This is a genomic window from Streptomyces sp. NPDC001927 (genome assembly GCF_053594455.1).
In genome coordinates this window covers 52,849-73,387 of record NZ_JBSFEN010000005.1, presented here as the reverse complement: position 1 = coordinate 73,387, position 20,539 = coordinate 52,849, and the positions used below count along the sequence as shown (strand labels likewise).

21 protein-coding genes are annotated in these 20,539 nt (G+C 70.0%); 14 read left to right on the top strand and 7 right to left on the bottom strand.

Translation table 11 applies throughout. From position 1 onward, the window contains the following. Nucleotides 1-926: 926 nt before the first annotated feature. Complete coding sequence (locus tag ACWCO8_RS14220) at nt 927-1,769, top strand: RNA repair domain-containing protein (protein WP_451032466.1); 843 nt, start codon at nt 927-929, stop codon at nt 1,767-1,769. Here the strand turns inward: ACWCO8_RS14220 and ACWCO8_RS14215 are convergent. Then, a complete protein-coding gene (locus ACWCO8_RS14215; protein WP_451032465.1) occupies nt 1,756-2,871 on the bottom strand; it encodes a hypothetical protein in 1,116 nt (371 codons plus the stop codon). The genes ACWCO8_RS14220 and ACWCO8_RS14215 overlap by 14 nt on opposite strands. A gap of 264 nt (nt 2,872-3,135) precedes the next feature. Here ACWCO8_RS14215 and ACWCO8_RS14210 point away from each other — a divergent pair, with 264 nt between their 5' ends. Further along, a complete protein-coding gene (locus tag ACWCO8_RS14210; protein WP_451032464.1) occupies nt 3,136-5,205 on the top strand; it encodes a PIG-L family deacetylase in 2,070 nt (689 codons plus the stop codon). A 202-nt stretch (nt 5,206-5,407) separates the two neighbouring features. On the opposite strand, the gene tuf is transcribed toward ACWCO8_RS14210, so the two are convergent. From tuf to ACWCO8_RS14185, 5 genes are all read right to left on the bottom strand, one after another. After that, complete coding sequence (gene tuf / locus ACWCO8_RS14205) at nt 5,408-6,601, bottom strand: elongation factor Tu (protein WP_362013630.1); 1,194 nt, start codon at nt 6,599-6,601, stop codon at nt 5,408-5,410. Between the two features lie 151 nt (nt 6,602-6,752). Next, nucleotides 6,753-8,882, bottom strand: a complete 2,130-nt coding sequence (gene fusA, locus ACWCO8_RS14200) for an elongation factor G (protein ID WP_362013629.1) — start codon at nt 8,880-8,882, stop codon at nt 6,753-6,755. 39 nt (nt 8,883-8,921) lie between these two features. Further along, nucleotides 8,922-9,392 (bottom strand): 30S ribosomal protein S7, encoded by a 471-nt coding sequence (rpsG, locus tag ACWCO8_RS14195; RefSeq protein WP_003966970.1) that lies wholly within the window; start codon nt 9,390-9,392, stop codon nt 8,922-8,924. A 2-nt stretch (nt 9,393-9,394) separates the two neighbouring features. Continuing rightward, the gene (gene rpsL / locus ACWCO8_RS14190) at nt 9,395-9,766 is read right to left on the bottom strand and encodes a 30S ribosomal protein S12 (protein WP_003948652.1); all 372 of its coding nucleotides are present in this window, start codon (nt 9,764-9,766) and stop codon (nt 9,395-9,397) included. Nucleotides 9,767-10,126: 360 nt separating this feature from the next. After that, nucleotides 10,127-10,576, bottom strand: a complete 450-nt coding sequence (locus tag ACWCO8_RS14185) for a helix-turn-helix domain-containing protein (protein WP_384518713.1) — start codon at nt 10,574-10,576, stop codon at nt 10,127-10,129. Nucleotides 10,577-10,827: 251 nt separating this feature from the next. Here ACWCO8_RS14185 and ACWCO8_RS14180 point away from each other — a divergent pair, with 251 nt between their 5' ends. The 7 genes from ACWCO8_RS14180 (at nt 10,828) to ACWCO8_RS14150 (ending at nt 14,575) form a co-directional block, all read left to right on the top strand. Continuing rightward, complete coding sequence (locus tag ACWCO8_RS14180) at nt 10,828-11,106, top strand: WhiB family transcriptional regulator (protein WP_451032463.1); 279 nt, start codon at nt 10,828-10,830, stop codon at nt 11,104-11,106. Continuing rightward, nucleotides 11,099-12,016, top strand: coding sequence for a hypothetical protein (locus tag ACWCO8_RS14175; RefSeq protein ID WP_451032462.1), 918 nt, complete (start codon nt 11,099-11,101; stop codon nt 12,014-12,016). Before ACWCO8_RS14180 ends, ACWCO8_RS14175 begins: the two co-directional genes overlap by 8 nt. An 11-nt stretch (nt 12,017-12,027) precedes the next feature. Continuing rightward, nucleotides 12,028-12,225, top strand: a complete 198-nt coding sequence (locus ACWCO8_RS14170) for a MerR family transcriptional regulator (protein WP_362013884.1) — start codon at nt 12,028-12,030, stop codon at nt 12,223-12,225. A 417-nt stretch (nt 12,226-12,642) separates the two neighbouring features. Then, nucleotides 12,643-13,050, top strand: a complete 408-nt coding sequence (locus ACWCO8_RS14165) for a hypothetical protein (protein WP_451032461.1) — start codon at nt 12,643-12,645, stop codon at nt 13,048-13,050. Nucleotides 13,051-13,176: 126 nt separating this feature from the next. Continuing rightward, entirely contained in the window at nt 13,177-13,779 is a 603-nt protein-coding gene (locus ACWCO8_RS14160) for a phage tail tube protein (protein ID WP_362013621.1), read from the top strand. Nucleotides 13,780-13,868: 89 nt separating this feature from the next. After that, the gene (locus ACWCO8_RS14155; protein WP_362016893.1) at nt 13,869-14,159 is read left to right on the top strand and encodes a hypothetical protein; all 291 of its coding nucleotides are present in this window, start codon (nt 13,869-13,871) and stop codon (nt 14,157-14,159) included. Nucleotides 14,160-14,272: 113 nt separating this feature from the next. After that, entirely contained in the window at nt 14,273-14,575 is a 303-nt protein-coding gene (locus ACWCO8_RS14150; RefSeq protein WP_451032460.1) for a hypothetical protein, read from the top strand. Between the two features lie 30 nt (nt 14,576-14,605). Here the strand turns inward: ACWCO8_RS14150 and ACWCO8_RS14145 are convergent, their stop codons facing one another. Next, nucleotides 14,606-15,502, bottom strand: coding sequence for a hypothetical protein (locus ACWCO8_RS14145; RefSeq protein ID WP_451032459.1), 897 nt, complete (start codon nt 15,500-15,502; stop codon nt 14,606-14,608). A 305-nt stretch (nt 15,503-15,807) separates the two neighbouring features. On the opposite strand from ACWCO8_RS14145, the gene ACWCO8_RS14140 reads away from it, so the two are divergent. The 5 genes from ACWCO8_RS14140 (at nt 15,808) to ACWCO8_RS14120 (ending at nt 20,522) form a co-directional block, all read left to right on the top strand. Further along, a complete protein-coding gene (locus ACWCO8_RS14140; protein WP_451032458.1) occupies nt 15,808-16,020 on the top strand; it encodes a hypothetical protein in 213 nt (70 codons plus the stop codon). Between the two features lie 101 nt (nt 16,021-16,121). Continuing rightward, nucleotides 16,122-17,051: a hypothetical protein gene (locus ACWCO8_RS14135; RefSeq protein WP_451032457.1), complete on the top strand. Its 930-nt coding sequence runs from the start codon at nt 16,122-16,124 to the stop codon at nt 17,049-17,051. Between the two features lie 29 nt (nt 17,052-17,080). Continuing rightward, entirely contained in the window at nt 17,081-18,283 is a 1,203-nt protein-coding gene (locus tag ACWCO8_RS14130) for a phage tail protein (protein WP_451032456.1), read from the top strand. Then, entirely contained in the window at nt 18,280-19,527 is a 1,248-nt protein-coding gene (locus ACWCO8_RS14125) for a tape-measure protein (RefSeq protein ID WP_451032455.1), read from the top strand. The genes ACWCO8_RS14130 and ACWCO8_RS14125 overlap by 4 nt, the downstream gene beginning before the upstream one ends. A 68-nt stretch (nt 19,528-19,595) precedes the next feature. Next, the gene (locus tag ACWCO8_RS14120) at nt 19,596-20,522 is read left to right on the top strand and encodes a phage distal tail protein (protein WP_451032454.1); all 927 of its coding nucleotides are present in this window, start codon (nt 19,596-19,598) and stop codon (nt 20,520-20,522) included. The last annotated feature ends 17 nt before the right edge of the window (nt 20,523-20,539 follow it).

The window sequence follows — 20,539 nt, the reverse complement described above, 5'->3', positions numbered from 1 at the left end:
CACGGAGTGTGATCGACCAGGGTGGGCCCGCTACACCTGGGCGCTTTCAGTCAAGCCTCAAGCGCGTGCCCATCTCCCCTGGTCAGCGCTATGCACCGACGTGTCGACGCTGGCCGGCTCGGAAGTGATCACGACCCGAAAGAGGAGGAGCCCACCGCCCCGGCGCAGGGCGAAGGGTGCCACCTCTAGGCCGTCGCGCCGCACAGAAAAGCGACTCCCGGATGCGAGTCCAGAGCCCGACTCGCACTCCCCCGCCCGAACGGCCGGAATCCTGCCGACTACGACCCACGGACCAACACCACCCCCAACCAACTGCACGTTTGCCCCCGAAGTCGAAGCCAGCGCCCGATATACCCCACTTCGTTCACTGCTTGCGTGCGGATACTCGAAGTTCGCTGCACTTAGGGCTCAACAGTGGCTCCCGCAGGGGATTTGGGACCCACCGGGAGCAATCAGCCGGGCGTGAAGCCCAGCCGGACACCTGCCGTCAGTCGCTGAGCCGGTGCCGTCACCGCCCCATCCCACTGCCGCGCACCCAGAGCCAACCCGCACCAACTCCCCACCCCCGCCACAAACCGAGCCCCCACCCACCAGCCGGAATCCAAGCTCCCGACCGGAGCGATACCCGGCCCCCCCACCCACCGGGCCGCAGGCGGACCCGCGACCGCAGCGATCCCCGGCCTCCCCCGTGGCCACGCCCCCGGCCGCCCCCCGAGTAAAAGCAGGCGGCCGGAGGTGGTGGGTCAAGGGTGGAATCGGCGGAGCCGACGCGACCGCAGGGAGCGCCCTTGACGCACCCCCTCCGGCCGCCACACTCAGAACGAGGGCGGCCGAACCAGAAGCCCGCGTGTGCGTCCACCCCAAGCCCCGCCCCACCCCAAGCCCCCACCCGAGTAGCCCCCACCCCTCCCGGGCAGTCGCCCAGCGTGCATACGAGTGACGAGATCTACCACCGGGTCCTGTGGGACGACCGGTTCGATCCCGAGCGGTTCGTCATGGGGATCCACGAGCGTGGGACCGACGAGCCGGCGCGCGTCGCGCTTCCCGACTTCGTGCCCGGTGGGGACGTGCCCTGGCATCGGGTGGTGTTCTTCGAGGTCGACGGGCGCGTCGTCTGGGACCGGGGCACCGGGGTCGACCGGCTCGATGCCGTGTTGCCGGCCCGGGTCGAGGGGCCCGTGCCGCCCGGGGAGGTGCTCGCCGTGCCGCCGACCGCCAGGACCGCCGTCGCGTGGATCCCGCCCCGCCGGCTGTGGCCCGCCATCCAGCATGTCCGCCGCGCCCACGACCGCCAGGTCCACCGCTGGCCGCCGCACGTGAACGTCCTCTTCGGCTTCGTACCGGAGGCCGACTTCGCGCGGGCGGTCCCGCTCGTCGCGGCGGCGGCGCGGCAGGTGCCGCCGTTCCGGGCCCGGCTGGAGGGCGTGCACTGGTTCGGGCACCGTGAGGACGCCACCGTATGGCTCGATCCCTGCGCGGACGGCGAGGAGCCGTGGGCCCGGCTGCGGGAGGGCCTGGAGGCCCGGTTCCCGCTGTGCGGGGACCGGGGCAGGGGCTTCACCCCGCACCTCTCCCTCGGCCGCAGCCGCGACCCGCACACCCTCGCCACCACCGCCGAGGCCCTCCTCGGCAGCGCGACCGCCCGGGTCAGGGACGTCGTACTGCTGTCCCGCCGCGAGGACGGTCCGATGCTGGTCCGGGCGACCGTCGCGCTCGGGAGTGGAGAGGTGACCTCGGCCACCGAAGCCCCCCAGCTCAGCTCCGCGTGAGCCGTCCGCACTCCTGCGGGAGGTCCGCGAGGTCCTTGCTGCGGTCGTACGGGTCCGTGGCCGGGCCCGAGGGGTCCGTGCCCGGTGACGCCGTGCGGTCCTCGGCGAAGATCGGGTGGAAGAACCCGTCCTTCGGCCCGTCGCACGCGTCGTTGCCGACGCTCGAGTTCATCCGGCTCACCGACAGCTTGCCCTTGGTCGCCCGGTACACGTCCGGGTCGGGCAGCGCGAAGGTGATCTGGCGGCGCGCGACCGTCCGCGCGACCTCGTCGGCGCCCGGGCGCACCTTCACCACCGGGTAGACGAAGGTGTAGTCCGTGTGGATCAGGACGTAGTTGGCGTACGCGCCCTTGCCGTTCTCCAGGGTCATCCGCCCCCTGACCTTCACCACGGACCCGACGAGCTTCGCCTCGGCCGGGCTGAACCGGCTGAAGAGAAGTGTGGGGTCGTTCTTCTCGGTGGCTTTGGTCAGGCCCTTCTCCATGGCGGGGAGGACATCGGGCTGGTGCGGGTCGAGCAGCGCCAGCGCGGCCTTCGGCCTGCCTCCGTTGACCACGGCGGGGTCGAGGTTGGCGGCGACGAGGAAGTCCTTCGCCGACTTCAGCGCGGCCCCGACCTGGTTCTTCGACATCCAGCCGACAGCCGTGGCCTGGGGCGTCTCGATCCCGGCGGCCCCGTCGGTCCACCGCAGCGCCGGGGAGCCGCGGAACGGCTCGCGCAGCGTGGGTTCTTCCGCGAACGCCTCCTCGGACGGCGCCGCCGTGGGGCGGGCGCTCTCGGCCGCGAGCGGCGTGGTCTCCCCCGGGCCCCCGAGCGCCTCGGGCAGATGGTCGGTGACGAGCTGCGGGCGGAAGGCCACGAGCAGCACGGCGGCGGCCGCGGCGAAGCCCAGGACCCCCTTCACCTGGCGCTTCCGCCGGGCACGTCCGTTCCGCTCCTGCCAGGCCGGGCCGGTGCGCCAGCCCTCGGGCTCCTGAGCCGGAGAAGCGCGCCTCCCCGAACCCGTACCGCCCCCGCCCCCTCCCCCCACCCCGTCCTTCTTCGCCGCCTCGACAAACGCCGCCCACTCCTCGTCCGAGACCGACGGATCCTTCTCGCTCATGCTGCTCCCCCACCCCTCAACACACCTACGGACCGGAGAGTTTCACGGCACCCGTCGCCCGACGCGCGCGGGGCAGAACTGTTGATCTTCCTGTGACCTGGCCGTTCACCCCACCCCCAACCTTCTTCACCCTCCGGGCACATGAGCGAATTCCCGGGCAACCTCCCCGTTCGAATTCCCGTCTAGCCAGTCGCGGCAGCGGGCCTGGAGCAGGCCTCCCGCGGATTCCAGGGCACGTGCGCGTGGTACGGGGGGAAAGCAACAGTGGACGGTTTCGGGCTGCTCAAGAAGGGTCTCCTCCGTCGGCGCGGGATTCTCGCGGCAGGTGCCGCCCTCGGTGCCACCGCCTTCGGTTCGACGGTTCTCTCCGGGTGTTCCGTGCCCGAGCCGCCCCGGCGGGCCCAGCCCGTCGCCGATCCGGCGCCCGGGGTGCCGATCGCCAGCACCCGGCGCGAGCAGCTCATGCAGTTCGCCGCGCACCCGGACGACGACCTGTACTTCATGAACCCGGACACCCAGCGCATGGTCGACGCCGGTGTCCCGCTGGTCTCCGTCTACGTCACCGCCGGCGAGCACCTCGGTGAGAACCGGATCAAGGGCATGCCGCCCGCCCCGCCCAACCGGGCCGCCTACTCGTCCTCGCGCCACCAGGGCCTGCGCCAGGCGTACGCGAAGGCTTTGGGGCTCGACATGTTCACGCCCTGGCAGAAGGGCGTCACCACCCTTCAGGGCGGGCGGCGGGCCGAGATCAACACGCTGGTCCACGGCGGCCGACGGGTCGAACTGATCTTCCTCAACCTGCCCGAGCACGCGCCCCGGCGCTACCTGGCGCTCACCTCCCTCTGGCGCGACCGCGCGCTCGAACTGCGTACGCACCTCTCCGCGGACTCCCCCGTCGACCGCTCCGACAGCTACGACCACGACCAGCTGATCGACGTCCTCGTCGGCCTCCTCGACCGCTACCGCCCGACCGTCGTCCAGACCCTCGACCCCGACCCGGACGTCCAGGTCAGCCCCGAGGCGGTCCGCAAGCGCGACGCCGAGCAGCCCGGCTACTCCGACCACAGCGACCACACCGCGGTCGCCTGTTTCACCTGGGCCGCGCTCATACGCTGGGTCGCCGAGGGCCAGAAGGGCCCCGGACAGATACCCGCGTTCGTGGCGACCGCCTTCCGTGGCTACTACAACCGGCACTGGCCCAAGAACCTCCCCCCTCAGGTCCTCAAGGAGAAGGCCGGCCACCTCTTCGCGTACGGCGGCAATCCCGACTGGGAGTGCGGCAACGCCTCGGGCTGCGGCGACTACGGCGTCGGCGGCGGCCGTCCCCTGAAGAACACCAAGGGCTGGGTACGGGCCACCCACTACCGCTGGCCCGGCGCGGGCCCGGCCGTCGTCACCCGGCCCGACGGGCGGCTCGACGCCTACGGGGTGCTCGGCCTTCGCGCGGTCCGCTGGCGGGAGACGGAGCGCGGCACCGGGGTGTGGGGCGAGCCGACGGACCTGGGCGGCGGTCCGCTCGTGCCCGCGCTCGGCTCGGCGACCCTGCCCGACGGCCGGGTCCTGCTCTTCGGCGTACGGATCGCCTCGCTCACCGGGCGCGGCGGGCCCAACAAGCGGGAGGTCGTCCTGCTTGAGCAGCGCTCCCCCGACGGCCCCTTCCTCGCGTGGCGCGGCCTGGGCAACCCGGAGCGCAAGGACGACCGGGGCCGCCGCGTGGGCGTGCCGGTCGCGGTGACCACCCCCGACGGCCGGGTCCACCTCTTCCTGCGCAACGCGGACAAGGGCGTGTCGACGCGCGTCCGGTCCACCGACGGCGACTGGTCCCCGTGGCGCGCGCTGCCCGTCACCGAGGAGATCCAGGACGGTCTGGACGTCGTGGTCGACACCGACGGACGCGTCCACGTCCTGGCCGCGGGCAGCAAGACCGTCCAGCACTGGATCGACTCCGTGCCGTCCGCTCCGCTGCCCCTCTCGGGCGATCCGGTCGCCGCCGTACCGGGCCGGGGCCGTACCGGGCTCGACGTGTACTACCGCAAGCCCGCCGCCAAGGAGCTGCTGTCGCAGCGTCGCGGGAACGTGTCCTTCGACGGGTACGGTCCCGTGGCCGTCGCGACCGACGCCTCCGGCCCGGTCCTGCTCGGCCGGGACCTGCGCGGCCGCGTCCAGCTGCGGCGGGGCGGCCGGCTCTGGACCCGTACGCAGGGAGCGGCGGCCGTGCAGAGCTCGGTCCTGCGGCTGCTGCCGGAGGGCCCGGTCGCGGTCGGCCTGGGCGCGGACGCCCACCCGTGGGTGTGGCGCCCGGCGCAGCGCTCGGGGGCGACCTCGCACTCGTAGACCGGTACGGGCTGTGCTCCGTACGGAACAAACCCCGTACGGAGCACAGCCCGGACGGAGCACAGCCCGTACGGAGCACAGCCCCTACAGAACGAAAACCGCGCAGAACAAAGAAGAGGGCCCCCGGTCCCGCCGCGAACGGCGGGCCGGGGGCCCTCTCATGACGCTCCGTCAGGAGCGGCACAGGTCAAGCGATCAGCAATTACTTGGTGATCGAGGTGACCTGGCCGGCGCCCACGGTCCGGCCACCCTCACGGATGGCGAACTTCAGGCCCTCCTCCATGGCGACGGGCTGGATCAGCTCGACCGACATGGCGGTGTTGTCGCCCGGCATGACCATCTCGGTGCCCTCGGGGAGGGTCACGACGCCGGTCACGTCCGTGGTACGGAAGTAGAACTGCGGGCGGTAGTTGTTGAAGAACGGGGTGTGACGGCCACCCTCGTCCTTCGACAGGATGTAGGCCTGGGCCTCGAACTGGGTGTGCGGCGTGACCGAACCCGGCTTGATGATGACCTGGCCGCGCTCGACGTCCTCGCGCTTGATGCCACGGAGGAGCAGACCGACGTTCTCACCGGCCTGGCCCTCGTCGAGCAGCTTGCGGAACATCTCGATGCCGGTGACCGTGGTGGTGGTCTTCTCGGTCTTGATACCGACGATGTCGACGGTCTCGTTGACCTTGAGGACACCACGCTCGATACGACCGGTGACGACGGTGCCACGACCGGTGATCGTGAAGACGTCCTCGATCGGCATCAGGAACGGCTTGTCGACGTCACGCTCGGGCTGCGGGATCGCCTCGTCGACGGCGGCCATCAGGTTGAGGACCGACTGGCCCCACTCCGCGTCGCCCTCGAGCGCCTTGAGCGCCGAGACCTTGACGACCGGCAGGTCGTCGCCCGGGAAGTCGTACTCGGAGAGGAGCTCACGGACCTCGAGCTCGACGAGCTCCAGGATCTCCTCGTCGTCCACCATGTCGGCCTTGTTCAGGGCGACGACGATGTACGGAACGCCGACCTGGCGGGCCAGGAGCACGTGCTCCTTGGTCTGCGGCATCGGGCCGTCGGTGGCGGCGACCACGAGGATGGCGCCGTCCATCTGCGCGGCACCCGTGATCATGTTCTTGATGTAGTCCGCGTGACCGGGGCAGTCGACGTGCGCGTAGTGACGCGACTCGGTCTGGTACTCGACGTGCGCGATCGAGATCGTGATACCGCGCTGGCGCTCCTCGGGAGCCTTGTCGATCTGGTCGAAGGCCGAGGCCTCGTTCAGGTCCGGAAACGCGTCGTGCAGCACCTTGGTAATGGCGGCCGTGAGGGTCGTCTTACCGTGGTCGATGTGACCGATGGTGCCGATGTTGACGTGCGGCTTAGTCCGCTCGAACTTCGCCTTCGCCACTGGGTCCTCCTGTGGAGTGGTTCTGTACGCCTTGCTTCATCGGCGCCAGGTGATCTTTGCTGGGATGCCACGCACCGGGGCCCGATTCCTCGGGTTTCGGGGTCGGAACCCCGGTGAGTGGTGTCAAGCCTAAAGCGTGCACTCGGGTGAGTTACTCGCCCTTGGCCTTCGCGATGATCTCCTCGGCGACGTTCCGCGGAACCTCGGCGTAGGAGTCGAACTGCATCGAGTAGCTTGCGCGACCCGAGGTCTTGCTGCGGAGGTCTCCGACGTAGCCGAACATCTCCGAAAGGGGCACGAGGCCCTTCACGACGCGAGCGCCGCTGCGCTCCTCCATGGCCTGGATCTGGCCACGGCGGGAGTTGATGTCGCCGATGACCTCACCCATGTAGTCCTCGGGCGTGACGACCTCAACGGCCATCATCGGCTCAAGGATGACGGGGGAAGCCTTGCGCGCGGCCTCCTTGAAGGCCTGCGAACCGGCGATCTTGAACGCGAGCTCGGAGGAGTCGACCTCGTGGTAGGCACCGTCGAGAAGGATGACGCGGACGCCAGTCATCTCGTAGCCGGCCAGGATGCCGAACTGCATGGCCTCCTGCGCACCGGCGTCGACCGAAGGGATGTACTCCTTCGGGATGCGGCCACCGGTGACCTTGTTCACGAACTCGTACGAGGCGTCGCCGCCCTCGATGGGCTCGATCGCGATCTGCACCTTGGCGAACTGACCGGTACCACCGGTCTGCTTCTTGTGGGTGAAGTCCACGCGCTCGACGGCCTTGCGGATCGTCTCGCGGTACGCGACCTGCGGCTTGCCGACGTTCGCCTCGACCTTGAACTCGCGACGCATACGGTCGACGAGGATGTCGAGGTGAAGCTCGCCCATACCACCGATGATGGTCTGGCCGGTCTCCTCGTCCGAGTGGACCTGGAAGGAGGGGTCCTCCTCCGCGAGACGCTGGATGGCGACACCCAGCTTCTCCTGGTCACCCTTGGACTTGGGCTCGATCGCGACCTGAATGACCGGCGCCGGGAAGTCCATGGACTCCAGGATGACCGGGTTCTTGTCGTCGCACAGCGTCTCACCGGTGGTGGTCTGCTTCAGGCCCATGACGGCGACGATGTCGCCGGCGCCCACCGAGTCGATCTCCTCACGCTTGTTCGCGTGCATGCGGTAGATCTTGCCGATGCGCTCCTTCTTGCCCTTGACGGAGTTCAGCACCGCGGTGCCGGCCTCCAGGCGACCGGAGTAGATCCGGACGAAGGTGAGCTTGCCGAGGTGCGGGTCGCTCGCGATCTTGAACGCGAGGGCCGACAGCGGCTCGTCGTCGGACGGCTTGCGCTTGACGACCAGCTCCGCGTCCTTGACGTCGTGGCCCTCGATGGCCTCGACGTCCAGGGGGGAGGGGAGGTAGCGCACGACCGCGTCGAGCAGGGGCTGAACGCCCTTGTTCTTGAACGCGGTGCCACAGAAGACGGGGGTGATCGTCTTCTCGCCGCCACCCTTGCCGGAGGCAATGGTGATACGACGGATCGCGGCGTACAGCTGCTCCTCGGTGGGCTCCTGGCCCTCGAGGAAGAGCTCCATGATCTCTTCGTCGTTCTCGGCGACGGTCTCGACCAGCTTGCCGCGCCACTCTTCAGCGGCCTCGGTGTGCGTGGCCGGGATGTCGACGATGTCGTACATCTCGCCCTTGGTCGCCTCGGCGGACCAGACCAGAGCCTTCATGCGGACGAGGTCCACAACACCCTGGAAGTCCATCTCGGAACCGATGGGGAGCTGCATGACGATCGGGACGGCGCCGAGGCGGTCCACGATCATGTCGACGCAGCGGTGGAACTCGGCACCCGTACGGTCGAGCTTGTTGACGAAGCAGATACGCGGAACGCCGTAGCGGTCCGCCTGACGCCAGACAGTCTCGGACTGGGGCTCGACACCGGCGACGCCGTCGAACACCGTCACGGCACCGTCGAGCACGCGGAGCGAACGCTCCACCTCGACGGTGAAGTCGACGTGGCCCGGGGTGTCGATGATGTTGATGGTGTGGTCGACGTCCTCGAGCGGCCAGTGGCAGGTCGTCGCGGCGGACGTGATCGTGATGCCGCGCTCCTGCTCCTGCTCCATCCAGTCCATCGTGGCAGCGCCGTCGTGGACTTCACCGATCTTGTAAGAAACACCGGTGTAGAACAGGATCCGCTCGGTGGTGGTCGTCTTGCCCGCGTCGATGTGAGCCATGATGCCGATGTTGCGCACCTTGGCAAGGTCAAGCGAAGTGGTAGCCATATCGGCTCAGTCTTCTCTCGGTCTCGATGTGGGTTGCGACTACCAGCGGTAGTGCGCGAAGGCCTTGTTGGACTCGGCCATCTTGTGCGTGTCCTCGCGCTTCTTGACCGAAGCACCGAGGCCGTTGGAGGCGTCGAGGAGCTCGTTCATGAGGCGCTCGGTCATGGTCTTCTCGCGGCGGGCGCGGGAGTAACCCACGAGCCAGCGCAGAGCGAGGGTGGAGGCGCGACCGGGCTTGACCTCGATCGGCACCTGGTAGGTGGCGCCACCGACACGGCGGGACTTGACCTCGAGGGACGGCTTGACGTTCTCGAGGGCGCGCTTCAGCGTGATGACCGGGTCGTTGCCGGTCTTCTCGCGGAGGCCTTCCATGGCACCGTAGACGATGCGCTCGGCGGTGGAACGCTTGCCGTCCAGCAGGATCTTGTTGATCAGCGAGGTGACAAGAGGAGAGCTGTAGACCGGGTCGATGATGACCGGGCGCTTCGGGGCGGGGCCCTTACGAGGCATTCTTACTTCTCCTTCTTGGCGCCGTAGCGGCTGCGAGCCTGCTTACGGTTCTTGACGCCCTGCGTGTCGAGGGAACCGCGGATGATCTTGTAACGAACACCCGGCAGGTCCTTCACACGGCCACCACGCACGAGCACGATGGAGTGCTCCTGCAGGTTGTGGCCCTCACCCGGGATGTAGGCCGTGACCTCGATGCCCGAGGTCAGACGCACACGCGCGACCTTACGGAGGGCCGAGTTCGGCTTCTTCGGGGTGGTGGTGAAGACACGCGTGCAGACGCCGCGACGCTGAGGGGAACCCTCGAGTGCGGGCGTCTTGTTCTTCTCGACCTTGTCCTGCCGGCCCTTCCGGACCAGCTGCTGGATCGTAGGCACTACTTCTCCGGTTTCTGTGTGCCGTCGTAAAACTAACCTGAAACACGCCACCGACCCACGCGGTCGGGTGTGTCGAATACTGCGGACCTCCGCCGGAAGCGGAAAAGGCGCAGATTGCGGTGGCCGTTGTCGAACTCGCCATGCGGTTGAGGACACGCACACGAGCCCAGGCACACCCCAGGCACAAGGTCTGAGCGTACCTATCGCATGGACTCCGGTCAAAACAAATGCCCACGCGCACGGGGCCCGGCCGACGTGGGAGAACGAATCCCGGGACGGCCGGTGAACCGGCGGTGACGGAGAGCCCGTACCCGCGTCGCGGGTACGGGCTCCGGTCGCACGCCCGGGCGGGGGTGGGGGTCAGTCCCGGCCGACCCGGCGGGGCTCGCCGGGGGCGCGTGGCTCGCCCTCCTCATCGCCGGGTTCCAGGAACTGGTTGACGACCTTGACGAACACGCCCATCCGCTCGTCGGGTACGCCGAGCCAGCGGGCGAAGTCCTCCATGGTGGGCTGCCAGTCGCCCGGCGGCAGCAGGTCCGCCGCGAGCGGCAGCTCGTCGGGCGTGACCCGGCCGGACCGGATCAGCATGTCGCGTACGGAGACCCCGAGGAGGGGGGCGATCCTGCGCATGGTCTCCAGGTCGGGCATGCTCTGCCGCTGGAGCAACCGGGTCACGGCGGCCCGGTGGACGCCGGCCTCGTCGGCGATCCGGGACTTTCCTCCACCGCGCGGACTGTCGATGTCGTAGCCGCGCGCTCTCATCAGGCCTTCCACCCAGCCTGCGAACTCGTCGAGCCCTTGAGTGCTCATGTACCGCTCCCTAACTCCCCCACCCTCCGGGGACCACACTCTAGCGTGCTTGCGCGCAAAGAATTACGTGCTTTTGAGCACGCAATCGTGTCGAATCGGTGAAGGGTGCTTCACGCCGCTCCCCAAACTTGTTGCGCGCCCGCACGCAACATGTCACTCTCTGACTCGCCGTCGCACTCGTCGGCCTCATGAGTCCCAGGAGTCGCACCGGCCCCAGGGCTCGGTGGCCCCGGACCGTGGAGAGAAGAACCATGCTCGTGCCCGACTCGTCCTCATGGCAGGCCGCCGCCGCGTGCGTCGGCCTCTCCCCGGCCGTCGTCTTCGCCCGCCGCCCCCAACAGGCCGCCCCCGCCCTGCGCGCCTGCGCCGCCTGCCTGGTCCGCCGCGAGTGCGAGGCCGCCGTGGCCCCCGCGGAGAGCTACTTCGACGGCGTCTGCGCGGGCCGCCTGTGGCGCAACGGCCACGCGGTGCCGGAGGCACGTACGGCGAAGGTCCTGGGCGCGGCGATTGCCGGGGGCGTCCGTGGCTGAGCCGACTGGGGAGCGGATGGTCGCGGAGCCGACGGCCGAACGGGCCCTCGCCGGGCCGGCCGCCGAACGGAGCCTCGCGGAGCGGACTGCCGAAGGGGTCCTTGCGGAGCCGACAGCCGAGCGGACCCCCGCCGAGCCGACCGCCGAACGCACCCTCGCCGGGCCGGCCCCCGAACGCCTCCCCGCCGAGGCCGCCGTCGAGCGGATCCTCACCGACATCGCCCTGTGGGCCGCCTCCCTCGTCCGGCAGTTCCCCGAGCTTTCCGAGGAGCTCGCGCCCGGCCGCCGCTCGCCCACCGGTGCGGCGCCCGCCGCGCCGCACCCCGGCCGCGACGAACTGATCCGCGAGGAGCGCCGCGAGGCGCTGCTGCTCGAACAGCGGCACGGGCTCGTGGTCCCGGGCCACGGCGCCGCGCCGATCCGGCTGCACGTCAGCGACGCGATCCGGGACATCACGGACGGCGTGGTGGAGCTGGAGGAGGCGGTACGCGCCCGGCTCGGCCTCCCCCGCCCCGGCCGCGCCCCGGTCGTGGAGCGGCTGCGGCGGACCATGGCGCTGCTCGACGAGATCGCGGTCCACCCCGACCTGGCCCGGCACGTGCGCGACGAGCTGCGCCGGATGGCACGGCGGTGCGCGCGGACGCTCGGCGACACGGAGACCGTCGTCCGGGTCTCGGGCCGCTGCCCGTGGTGCGACTCGGTGTCGCTGCGGGCGTTCCCGGACCGGCGGGCGGTGCTGTGCGTCAACCCGGCGTGTACGTGCACGGTGGACGACTGCGGCTGCCAGGACGACCCGGCGTACCGGCACCTGTGGCCGGAGGCGGAGTGGGCCGAGCTGGCGGACGCGGCGGGCGCCCGTACGGAGGAGATCGAGACGGCGATGGACACGACGAAGGAGACCCCTTGCTGAGCTCGACCTCGATGCCGCTGTCCCTGCCGGCCCTGATCCCCGGCCCCCTGGCCGCCGAGGAGGCCGGTGTCGCCCCGGCGACGATCCGCAAGTGGGTCCAGCTCGGCCACCTGCGAGCGGCCGGCAAGGCGGGCCGGGCCCAACTGTTCCGCCTGGAGGACGTGTTCGCCGCGGAACGAACCGCCCGCCGCCGTCCTCGTACCGCGTAGCCCCCGCGACCACCGCACGACGAAGCGCCCCGTGTCTCCTGGAGAGACACGGGGCGCTTCGTCGTTCGCGGGCCAACGGTCCGGAACTGCCGGCGAAGATCCCCGTCGAAGGCGGGGGCTCGACGGCTCGCCCGCCCCGGAGGCGGTGTCGGCGTCCCCCGTACCGCGGCCCGATCGGGCCCTCCCGGCCAGGAGAATCCCAGCCCGTCGACGAATTAGTTGCGTGCGCGCACGCTCTCTGTCACAGTTGGTGCAGCGGCGGAGCTGTGCCCGAGCAACGGGCGGCGGCTCCGCCGTTCGCCGTCCGGGAGCGCTCCGCGCCCCCTCCCCCTCGCCCGCGTCGAGCGCCCCGGACGGCCCCCGTACCACCCGCATCGCCCCGCACCCCCGCCTCCCCTTCCACCGAGGAGAACCGTCATGACCACTCCCCCGAGTGCGTTCCCGGACGTCGAGAAGCTGGTCGTCGACGTCCTCAAGGCCGACCCCGCCCTGGCCGGCGCCGTGATCGCCGTACAGGCGCCGGCCGGATTCGACGGCACGCAGAGCGCCGTCCTGGTCAACCGCCGCGGCGGCGCCTGGATCGGCGATCTGCACGTCGACAAGCCGCTGATCGAGTTCGAGGTGTACGGGCCGACCAAGAACGCGGCCCACGTGCTCGCCAACGGCGCCCGGCGCGCGCTGCTCGCCACCATCGGCAAGAAGATCGGCGTCAACTTCGTCAGCGACGTCGAGGAGCAGGACGGGCCGCGCTGGCTGCCCGACTACGTCTACCGCGGCGCCAACCGCTACCTCTGCGTGATCGAGCTCTCCGTGAGCGTCTTCTAAGGCCCTCCCCGACCGACGCTCACCCCACAGACCAGGCCTCGCCGTCCGGCGGGGCCTTTGCCGTACCCGGGTCCTACGCCCGGGGCGGCGCCGCCACCCCTTCCTCAACCCAAGGAGAAATCCACCATGGCAGGAAACAACTCCGCCGAGATCCGCGTCGCAGGCATCGGCAAGCTCTACGTCGCCAACGCCGGTACCGACATCCCGGCCTTCGGCGCCGACTCCGCCACCGACTGGGCGTCCTGGACGGACCTCGGCTTCACCACCGGTGACGGCGTCACCTTCTCGAAGAAGGACAAGCTGGAGGCCATCGACTCGTGGCAGTCGGTCTCCCCGGTGCACTACATCTACTCGGCCCGTGACCTCTCGCTGAAGTTCTCCATGCTCCAGTTCAACGAGAACACGCTCCCGTTCTTCATGGGCGGCGGCAAGGTCGAGGCCGTGGGCGCCCCGGCGACCGACACCTACAAGTACGAGGTCGCCGAGCGTCCGTTCGCGGACGTGCGCGCTCTCGGCCTGGAGTTCACCGACGTCAAGGCCGGCGGCTCGACCGCGGTCACGTACCGCTTCATCATCCCGCGCGGCCAGGTCACCGCGTCCGACGACATCAAGCTGGCCCGCAAGGCGGCCTCGCAGCTGGGCATCACCTTCTCCGCCATGTCGAAGGGCGACGGCAAGCCGCTGGCGACCTTCCTCATGAAGGACAGCCAGTACTCCGCGACCGTCTGATCCTTCTCCCCCTGGGGCGGGACGGCCGACCGCCGTCCCGCCCCGCCCCCTCTCCTCTTCACTCACTCGAACAAGGAGTACGCATCACCATGGCCCGTTTCGACGTCAACGCCGCCCGCGCCCAGCGACAGGAGGCCCACGGCCGCGCCTGGTCCTTCGAGCTGGACGGCGAGTCCTACACCCTGCCCACCGAGCTCTCCCGCGCGACCGCCAAGGGCCTGCGCAAGCTCGACGACAACGACGTGGACGGCCTGCTCGCGCTCCTGATGGGTGAGGAGCAGTTCGCCCGGTTCGAACAGCACGACATCACGATGCAGGACATCGCCGCCATCCTGGAGGCCTACGGTCGCGAGACCGGGCTCGGCCTGGGGGAAGACTGAGCCTCGTCGAGTTCGTCGACGAACACGCCGAGGCCCTTGAGGCGGATCTCCTCCGCTATTACGGCACCGATCTCCTCGACTGGCACCGGGGAGAGCTCTCCAGCCGGCGCGTGATGACGCTGATCAAGCATCTGCCGCGGGACAGCGCCGTGCAGCAGGAGCTGCACGGCGAGGCCGCGGAGTGGTCGATCACCGACCATCTCCTCGCGGCGGCGGTGGACCATCTGGCCGTCGCCAACTGGATGTTCGCCTGCGTCAACACGGGCGAGGACGACGAGCCGCCCGAGCCCCCGAAGCCCGTTCCGCGTCCGGGTGCCACCGACGAGGACGGAGAAGGGCAGGACGATGACTCCGCGGAGGAGGGGAACACCGGCGAGGTGGTCTCCCCCGGAGCCCTCGCCCGGTTCTTCGGCTGACACCCCCCACGGCCCCCGGAGCCGCTCCCGTCAGGGATCGGTCTCCGGGGGCGCTTCCTGTGCTCGCTCGGCCAGCTCCCCCTCCAGGGCCCTGGCCCGTTCCGACAGTCGGCGCCCCTGCGCGCGCGAGTCCGGTTCACCGGCCCCCGCCGCGCGGCGGTCGGTGCCGGGTCCCGGCTGGGCGGGGACGCCGAGCGGCGGCACTATCGGGCGCCCGCCCTTGCCGCGTACGACCTTCCGTACCGGCTGGGCGGTCCGGCGGGTACGGACCTCCGGGGTGGTGGGCGGGCCGTCCTGTTCGATACCGGGCTCGTCGGTGCGGGGGCGGGAGTCCTCGGACCCGGGGGACGCGGTCGCGTGCTGGAGCTCCGCGTCGGGGTCGGGCCTCAGCTCGGACTCTGGCTCCGGGGCGGACCTCAGCTCGGGTTCGGGCCTCGGGTCGGGCCTCAGCTCGGGTTCGGGTCCCGGCTCGGGCCCCCGCTCGGGCTCCTGCCGCCGTTCGAAGCGCTCGCGCTCACCGCGTACCCGCTCCTCGGCCTGGAGGACCACGGCCGGCGGTTCGAGGAACCGGGCGAAGGGCAGCGCGATGACACGGGCCCCGTCCGGGTCGCCCTCCGCCCGTCGCTGGGGGCGCCGGATTCCACGCGCGTCACTCTGTCCCTGTGCGTAGGCGTCCGCCACGCGCCTCTCGTACTCACGGCGTATGCGCGGGAGTTCGTCCGAGACGGCCTCGGCCCAGCCGGCGGTGAAGGCGGCGGTCTCACGGCGGTCGATCTCGGCCCGGGAGACCACCACGAGATCCTCAGGCGCGAATCCGGAGACATGGACCAGTTCGGACACCCGCGCGAACAGATGAGGCAGATCCGGGTTCATCTCCAGCCAGTCGACGACCGGTGCGCGCCGGCCGGCGCTCGGCTCCCTGTCCATGCGTAAGCACTGCCTTCCGCCCCCTAGGGTCCCCTCGCACCCCCGACAACCCTTGGCTCCCCGAAGTGGTCCCATCCAGGAAACGTGCATCCAGCGTACCCGCTCGCCCCGAGCCACCCGGATTCGGACCAACCCCACCCGACGTTGTGGACTCAGACGGAGCGTCAGGCGATTCGCGCTCGACAAACACCGAACAGGTGTTCCACACTGCTATTCGCACAGAAGTTCGAACACGTGGTGCCCCCGCTCCTCACTCCGCGGCGCCGCCACACAGGCAAGGGCAAGTACAGGGAAGGCAGGCGTCCATGACCCAGCAGGCCGAGGCATCGCGACCGCACACCCCTCTCCAGGACCGCCTCCGCCAGCTCCTCGACGGACCCGTCGCCCTCGACAAGAGAGCGTTGCTCGGCAGCCTGTACGCCGAGGTCACCCGCTGCGAGACCCTCGCGTACACGGCGGGCTGGAACGACGCCCTCGCGACGACGCGACGCGACCCCCGCCGGGACGCCGACGCCTGACCGATCCCCCCACCGCCCCTACGCACGAGCCCTCGCCGAAGTTCCTTGTCGGCGGGGGCTTTTTGGCGCTTGGCCGTCACCGGCCGGAAGCGGAGTAACTCATGGCAGATCCATCGAACGCGGAGATCTCGCTCCAGCTCTCCCAGCTCAGAGCCGCCCTCCTCGAATCGCAGCCCCAGCCCGGGAAGCCCCCGCAGGTCTCCGCGCTGAAGGAGCACCTCATCGCGGTGTCCCCGCACGTCGTGACCGTGCAGTGGATGGAGAGGACGTTCAGCGAGTCGTTCTTCAAGAAGATCGACGACATCCACGAGGAGGCCGTGAAGGCCCCCGTGACCGAGTGGCTCGAGGCGGCCGGCCTCGGCGGGGTCGCCGCCGGCGTCGAGAAGATCGCCGAGGGCAAGAACTTCGGAGTCATCTGGCCGTACTTCGCCTCGGCCTTCCTGGGCCTCGCCATCCCCGCGATCGGCCTCCTGCTGGCGGCGATGTCGATCAACATCATCCGGAACATCACGGCGAAGATCACCGGCGGCCGGATCATCGCCCGGAGCGAGAACGGCGGGTTGGGCCTCCAGGACCGCAATGTCGTCGAGGATCGGGAGCGCCGGATCTTCAACGGTGGCAGCGGCCTGGCCGACCTCCCCGCGACCGCGAACTTCGACAACCTGCGCAACCAGCTCACCGAGCTGAACCCGGAGCTCGAGAAGTTCAACCGCAACGCGCCCACCTTCCGCACCGAGTTCGGAAAGCTGCCGAAGGCGAGCGCGCTCACCAAGACGGCCACCGCCGTCGAGAAGGTGAGCAAGGCCGTGTCGGAGGCCAAGCCCGACGACATCACCGCGGTCGCCAAGGCCACCGGCAAGCTCGCCGGCGCGCAGAAGCACTTCGACCCGGCGAAGCTCCCGAAGGCCCGCACGCTGTCCTCCGCCGCGGACGCCGCCGACCGGCTCGCCCGCTCGGGTCAGAACCTCACCGAGAAGTTCCGCTCGCTCAGGAGCGCCGCGGCCGCGGCCGCCTCCGCGATGTCCGGCTGATCCCCACCCACCACGAAAGGAGGTAACCCATGTCTCTCGTCAGCTCCATGAAGAAGGCGTCCGACTCCCTGCGCAACCTCAAGACGCAGGCATCCGGCGCCGCGACCTCGGTCAAGAAGGTCGGCGACGCCGGCAACTCCGCCAACGGGCAGCTCAAGAACCTCAAGAGCAACGCCCAGAGCTCCAGCACCCAGGTCAAGAACCTCAAGACGGCCTCGGACCAGGCCGAGAAGTCCATGACGAAGGCGGGCAGGACCGCCGAGTCCGCCGGCACCAAGATGGGCAAGTACGAGTCCGGCGCCGGCAAGGCCGCCAAGGGTCAGGACAAGCTCAACAAGTCTATGAAGGGCAACTTCCTCGCCCGTCTGATCGAGCTGTTCATGCCGCTCATCGAGAAGGTCGTCGAGATGGCGACGCGCTCGAAGACCATGCAGACGATCATGAAAAAGGCCTTCAGCGCCATCAAGAGCGTCATCAGCTCGGTCATGAAGGCCATCGGGCCGATCATGAAGAAGGCCGGCGATCTGATCAAGACGGTCTGGAACGGCATCAAGAAGGCCGTCTCCACCGTCGTGAAGGCCGTCGCCACCGTCATCAAGACCTACGTGAACGTCTGGAAGACGGTCATCACCACGGTCATGAAGGCGATCAAGAGCGTCATCAGCACCGTCTGGAACGGCATCAAGTCCGTCATCACCCCGGTGGTCAACTGGATCAAGACGGCCATCCCGAACGCCTTCAAGGCGGTCAAGGACAAGATGTCGTCGATCTGGAACGGCCTCAAGGACATCGCGTCCCGGGCGTTCGACGGCATCAAGAGCGGTGTGTCCGGCCCGATCAACGCCGTCATCGGGCTCATCAACCGGATGATCGGCAGCCTGAACCGGGTCAAGGTCAGCGTCCCCGGCTGGGTGCCGCTCGTCGGCGGCAAGACCTTCGGCGTCAACATCCCGACCATCCCGATGCTCGCCACCGGTGGTGTCGTCATGCCCCGCAACGGCGGTGTCCCGGCGATCCTCGCCGAGGCCGGCGAGGCCGAGGCCGTCCTCCCGCTCTCCAAGCTGGACCGGCTGCTCGCCCTCACCGCCCGCCGCGCGCAGATGACGGCCCGGGCCGGCCTGGCCGGCGCCGCGGGCGCCGGGCTGCACATCGAGCACTACCACGCGGCCCGCGGCAGTGACCCGCAGTCGACGGCCGACGCGCTGATGTACCTGGCGAAGGCGCGCGGATGAGTGCCGCGGCCATCGCCCTGCCGAAGTTCGGGGCCGTCACTCCGGCGGTGACCTCCCTGATGCGAGGCGTCGGCGGTGTGTCCGACGCCCTCAAGCGGCTCAGGCAGGACGCCCAGCGGGCGGGCGGCGGCATGGACAGGTTCGCCGCCGTGCTGCGCGACGCCGGCGGCTCCGTACGCTCCCTCGGCTCCACCGCGTCCGGCGCGGCGGGCTCCGTCCGCAAGCTCCAGCGGCCGCAGGCGGCCAACGGCGTCAAGCGGATGGGCGCCCGGGCGGCCAAGGCGAGGACGGCCGCAGGGAAGCTCGGCACCGGAGTCGGCGGCCTCCTCGCGATCCTCCTGCCGCTGCTCCCCGTCACCGACGTCATCAGCAAGCTGATGGACACGTACGGCACCGTCATGACCGTCGCCTCGATCGCCATGACCGGCATCAACGTCGCCATGCGGGCCAACCCGATCGGCTTCCTCGTCGGCATCATCGTGCCCGTCGCCGCGTACCTCATCGAGCTCGCGGTGAACTCCGAGACCGGCCAGAAGATCATGCGGCAGGTCTTCCAGCAGGCGCTCAACGGCTTCCAGTCGGTGTGGAAGTTCCTCCAGCCGATCATGAAGGTGCTCGGCCAGGCCGTCGGTACGTACTTCAAGGCGTACCTGACCCTGTTCACCACCGCCCTGAAGATCGTCGGCTCCGGCATCGGCGGGCTCTCCAAGGTCCGCACCTCCGTCACCTCCGCCTCCCACGCCCTGCGCGGGATCGCCTCCAGCACCATGGGCGGGATCAAGAACGCCGTCCGGCCGATCCTGACCTTCGTCACCGACAAGATCCCCGGCTTCTTCCGCACCGCCAAGAGCGCGGTCAGCGGGGCCATGCGCGGGATCGGCGACCTGATCAAGGGCGCGCTCAGCAGCGTCGTCGGCGTCGTCAAAGGGCCGATCAACGGTCTCATCGCCTTCGCCAACTGGATCATCGACGGCCTCAACAAGCTGAGCTTCAACCTGCTCGGCAAGAAGTTCGGCGTCGACCTCGACAAGATCCCGATGCTCGCCGACGGCGGTGTCGTCTTCCCCGGCGCCGACGACTCCCCGCGCATCGACTCGCTCGCCGTCCTGGAGAACCGTCGCGTCCCGGCCCTCACCGAGCCGCCCCGACCGCCGCACCGGATACGGGACTTCTACGAGGACCCCGGCGCCGGCCCCCGGTCGACCGCCGAGGACCTGCTCTTCCTCGCGGCCTCCCACCGCTGACCCCGAGCGCCGGCCACCCGCGCCGACCGCCCACCTGACACCCCCTCAGAAGTGAGGTGACGGCCCCCATGGCCGAGACCACGACCCCGTACGCCACCGGAAACGAATACACCGCCGACTCCGCGCCCGGCTCGCTGATCACCCAGGACGGGCAGATCCAGTGGGCCGGGCTGCTCATCGGCCCCGGCACCCCCTTCGCCGTCGACCGCTCCGGTCTCACCGGCTGGGAGGACCTGCCCGAGTACGACTCCTCCGACGCCGACCGGCCCACCTCGCACGGCGCCTGGCCGGGCTCCCGGTACGCCAAGCCGCGCAAGGTCGGCGGCACCATCGTGCTGATGCCGGAGTACAGCGCGGCCACCCAGGCCGTCCGCGCCCTGCGTCAGGCCCTCGCCCTGCTCGACGAGGAGCGCTGGCTGACCGTACGGCTGCACGGCGAACTGCTCACCGTGCGCGCCCGGATCGCCCAGCGCGTGGTCCCCGCCGACCAGGGCTTCGCCACCCAGGGCAGCTCGAAGATGTCGATCCAGTGGCTCGCGGCCGACCCGCGCCGCTACGCCGTCAACGAGCAGGTCGCCTCCACCACGGCCCCGCAGCCCGAGTCCGGCCTCACCTGGCCGCTGACCTGGCCGCTCAACTGGGGCGAGGCCAAGTCGACCGGCGACGCCGTCGCCGAGAACACCGGCTCCGCCGCCACCCACCCGGTGATCACCTTCCGCGGCCCGTGCTCCATGCCGACCGTCACCGAGCGGGGCAGCCGACGCCGCCTGCGGTACGCGATCGACCTGGCCGCGGGCGAGGAGCTCGTCGTCGACACCGCGGCGGCCACGGTGATGCTCAACGGCACCGCCTCCCGCCGCCACACCGCGATGGCGGACTCCAGCCCGGAGGAGCTGTTCCTGCTCGAACCGGGGCGCACCGAGCTGTCCTTCCGCCCCGACGAGGCCACCGAGGACGCCCTGATGACGGTCCGCTGGCGCAGCGCCGAGTGGTGACCCACCCCCGTCCCTGA

Bases quoted from the DNA above. Each gene is read 5' to 3' on its own strand.
- ACWCO8_RS14165 (WP_451032461.1), top strand. From the start codon at position 12,643: ATGACCACTCCCCCGAGTGCGTTCCCGGACGTCGAGAAGCTGGTCGTC.
- ACWCO8_RS14140 (WP_451032458.1), top strand. From the start codon at position 15,808: ATGACCCAGCAGGCCGAGGCATCGCGACCGCACACCCCTCTCCAGGAC.
- ACWCO8_RS14125 (WP_451032455.1), top strand. From the start codon at position 18,280: ATGAGTGCCGCGGCCATCGCCCTGCCGAAGTTCGGGGCCGTCACTCCG.
- ACWCO8_RS14160 (WP_362013621.1), top strand. From the start codon at position 13,177: ATGGCAGGAAACAACTCCGCCGAGATCCGCGTCGCAGGCATCGGCAAG.
- ACWCO8_RS14215 (WP_451032465.1), bottom strand. From the start codon at position 2,871: ATGAGCGAGAAGGATCCGTCGGTCTCGGACGAGGAGTGGGCGGCGTTT.
- ACWCO8_RS14180 (WP_451032463.1), top strand. From the start codon at position 10,828: ATGCTCGTGCCCGACTCGTCCTCATGGCAGGCCGCCGCCGCGTGCGTC.
- ACWCO8_RS14155 (WP_362016893.1), top strand. From the start codon at position 13,869: ATGGCCCGTTTCGACGTCAACGCCGCCCGCGCCCAGCGACAGGAGGCC.
- ACWCO8_RS14130 (WP_451032456.1), top strand. From the start codon at position 17,081: ATGTCTCTCGTCAGCTCCATGAAGAAGGCGTCCGACTCCCTGCGCAAC.
- ACWCO8_RS14185 (WP_384518713.1), bottom strand. From the start codon at position 10,576: ATGAGCACTCAAGGGCTCGACGAGTTCGCAGGCTGGGTGGAAGGCCTG.
- ACWCO8_RS14120 (WP_451032454.1), top strand. From the start codon at position 19,596: ATGGCCGAGACCACGACCCCGTACGCCACCGGAAACGAATACACCGCC.
- fusA (WP_362013629.1), bottom strand. From the start codon at position 8,882: ATGGCTACCACTTCGCTTGACCTTGCCAAGGTGCGCAACATCGGCATC.
- rpsG (WP_003966970.1), bottom strand. From the start codon at position 9,392: ATGCCTCGTAAGGGCCCCGCCCCGAAGCGCCCGGTCATCATCGACCCG.
- ACWCO8_RS14150 (WP_451032460.1), top strand. From the start codon at position 14,273: ATGACGCTGATCAAGCATCTGCCGCGGGACAGCGCCGTGCAGCAGGAG.
- ACWCO8_RS14170 (WP_362013884.1), top strand. From the start codon at position 12,028: ATGCCGCTGTCCCTGCCGGCCCTGATCCCCGGCCCCCTGGCCGCCGAG.
- ACWCO8_RS14135 (WP_451032457.1), top strand. From the start codon at position 16,122: ATGGCAGATCCATCGAACGCGGAGATCTCGCTCCAGCTCTCCCAGCTC.
- ACWCO8_RS14145 (WP_451032459.1), bottom strand. From the start codon at position 15,502: ATGGACAGGGAGCCGAGCGCCGGCCGGCGCGCACCGGTCGTCGACTGG.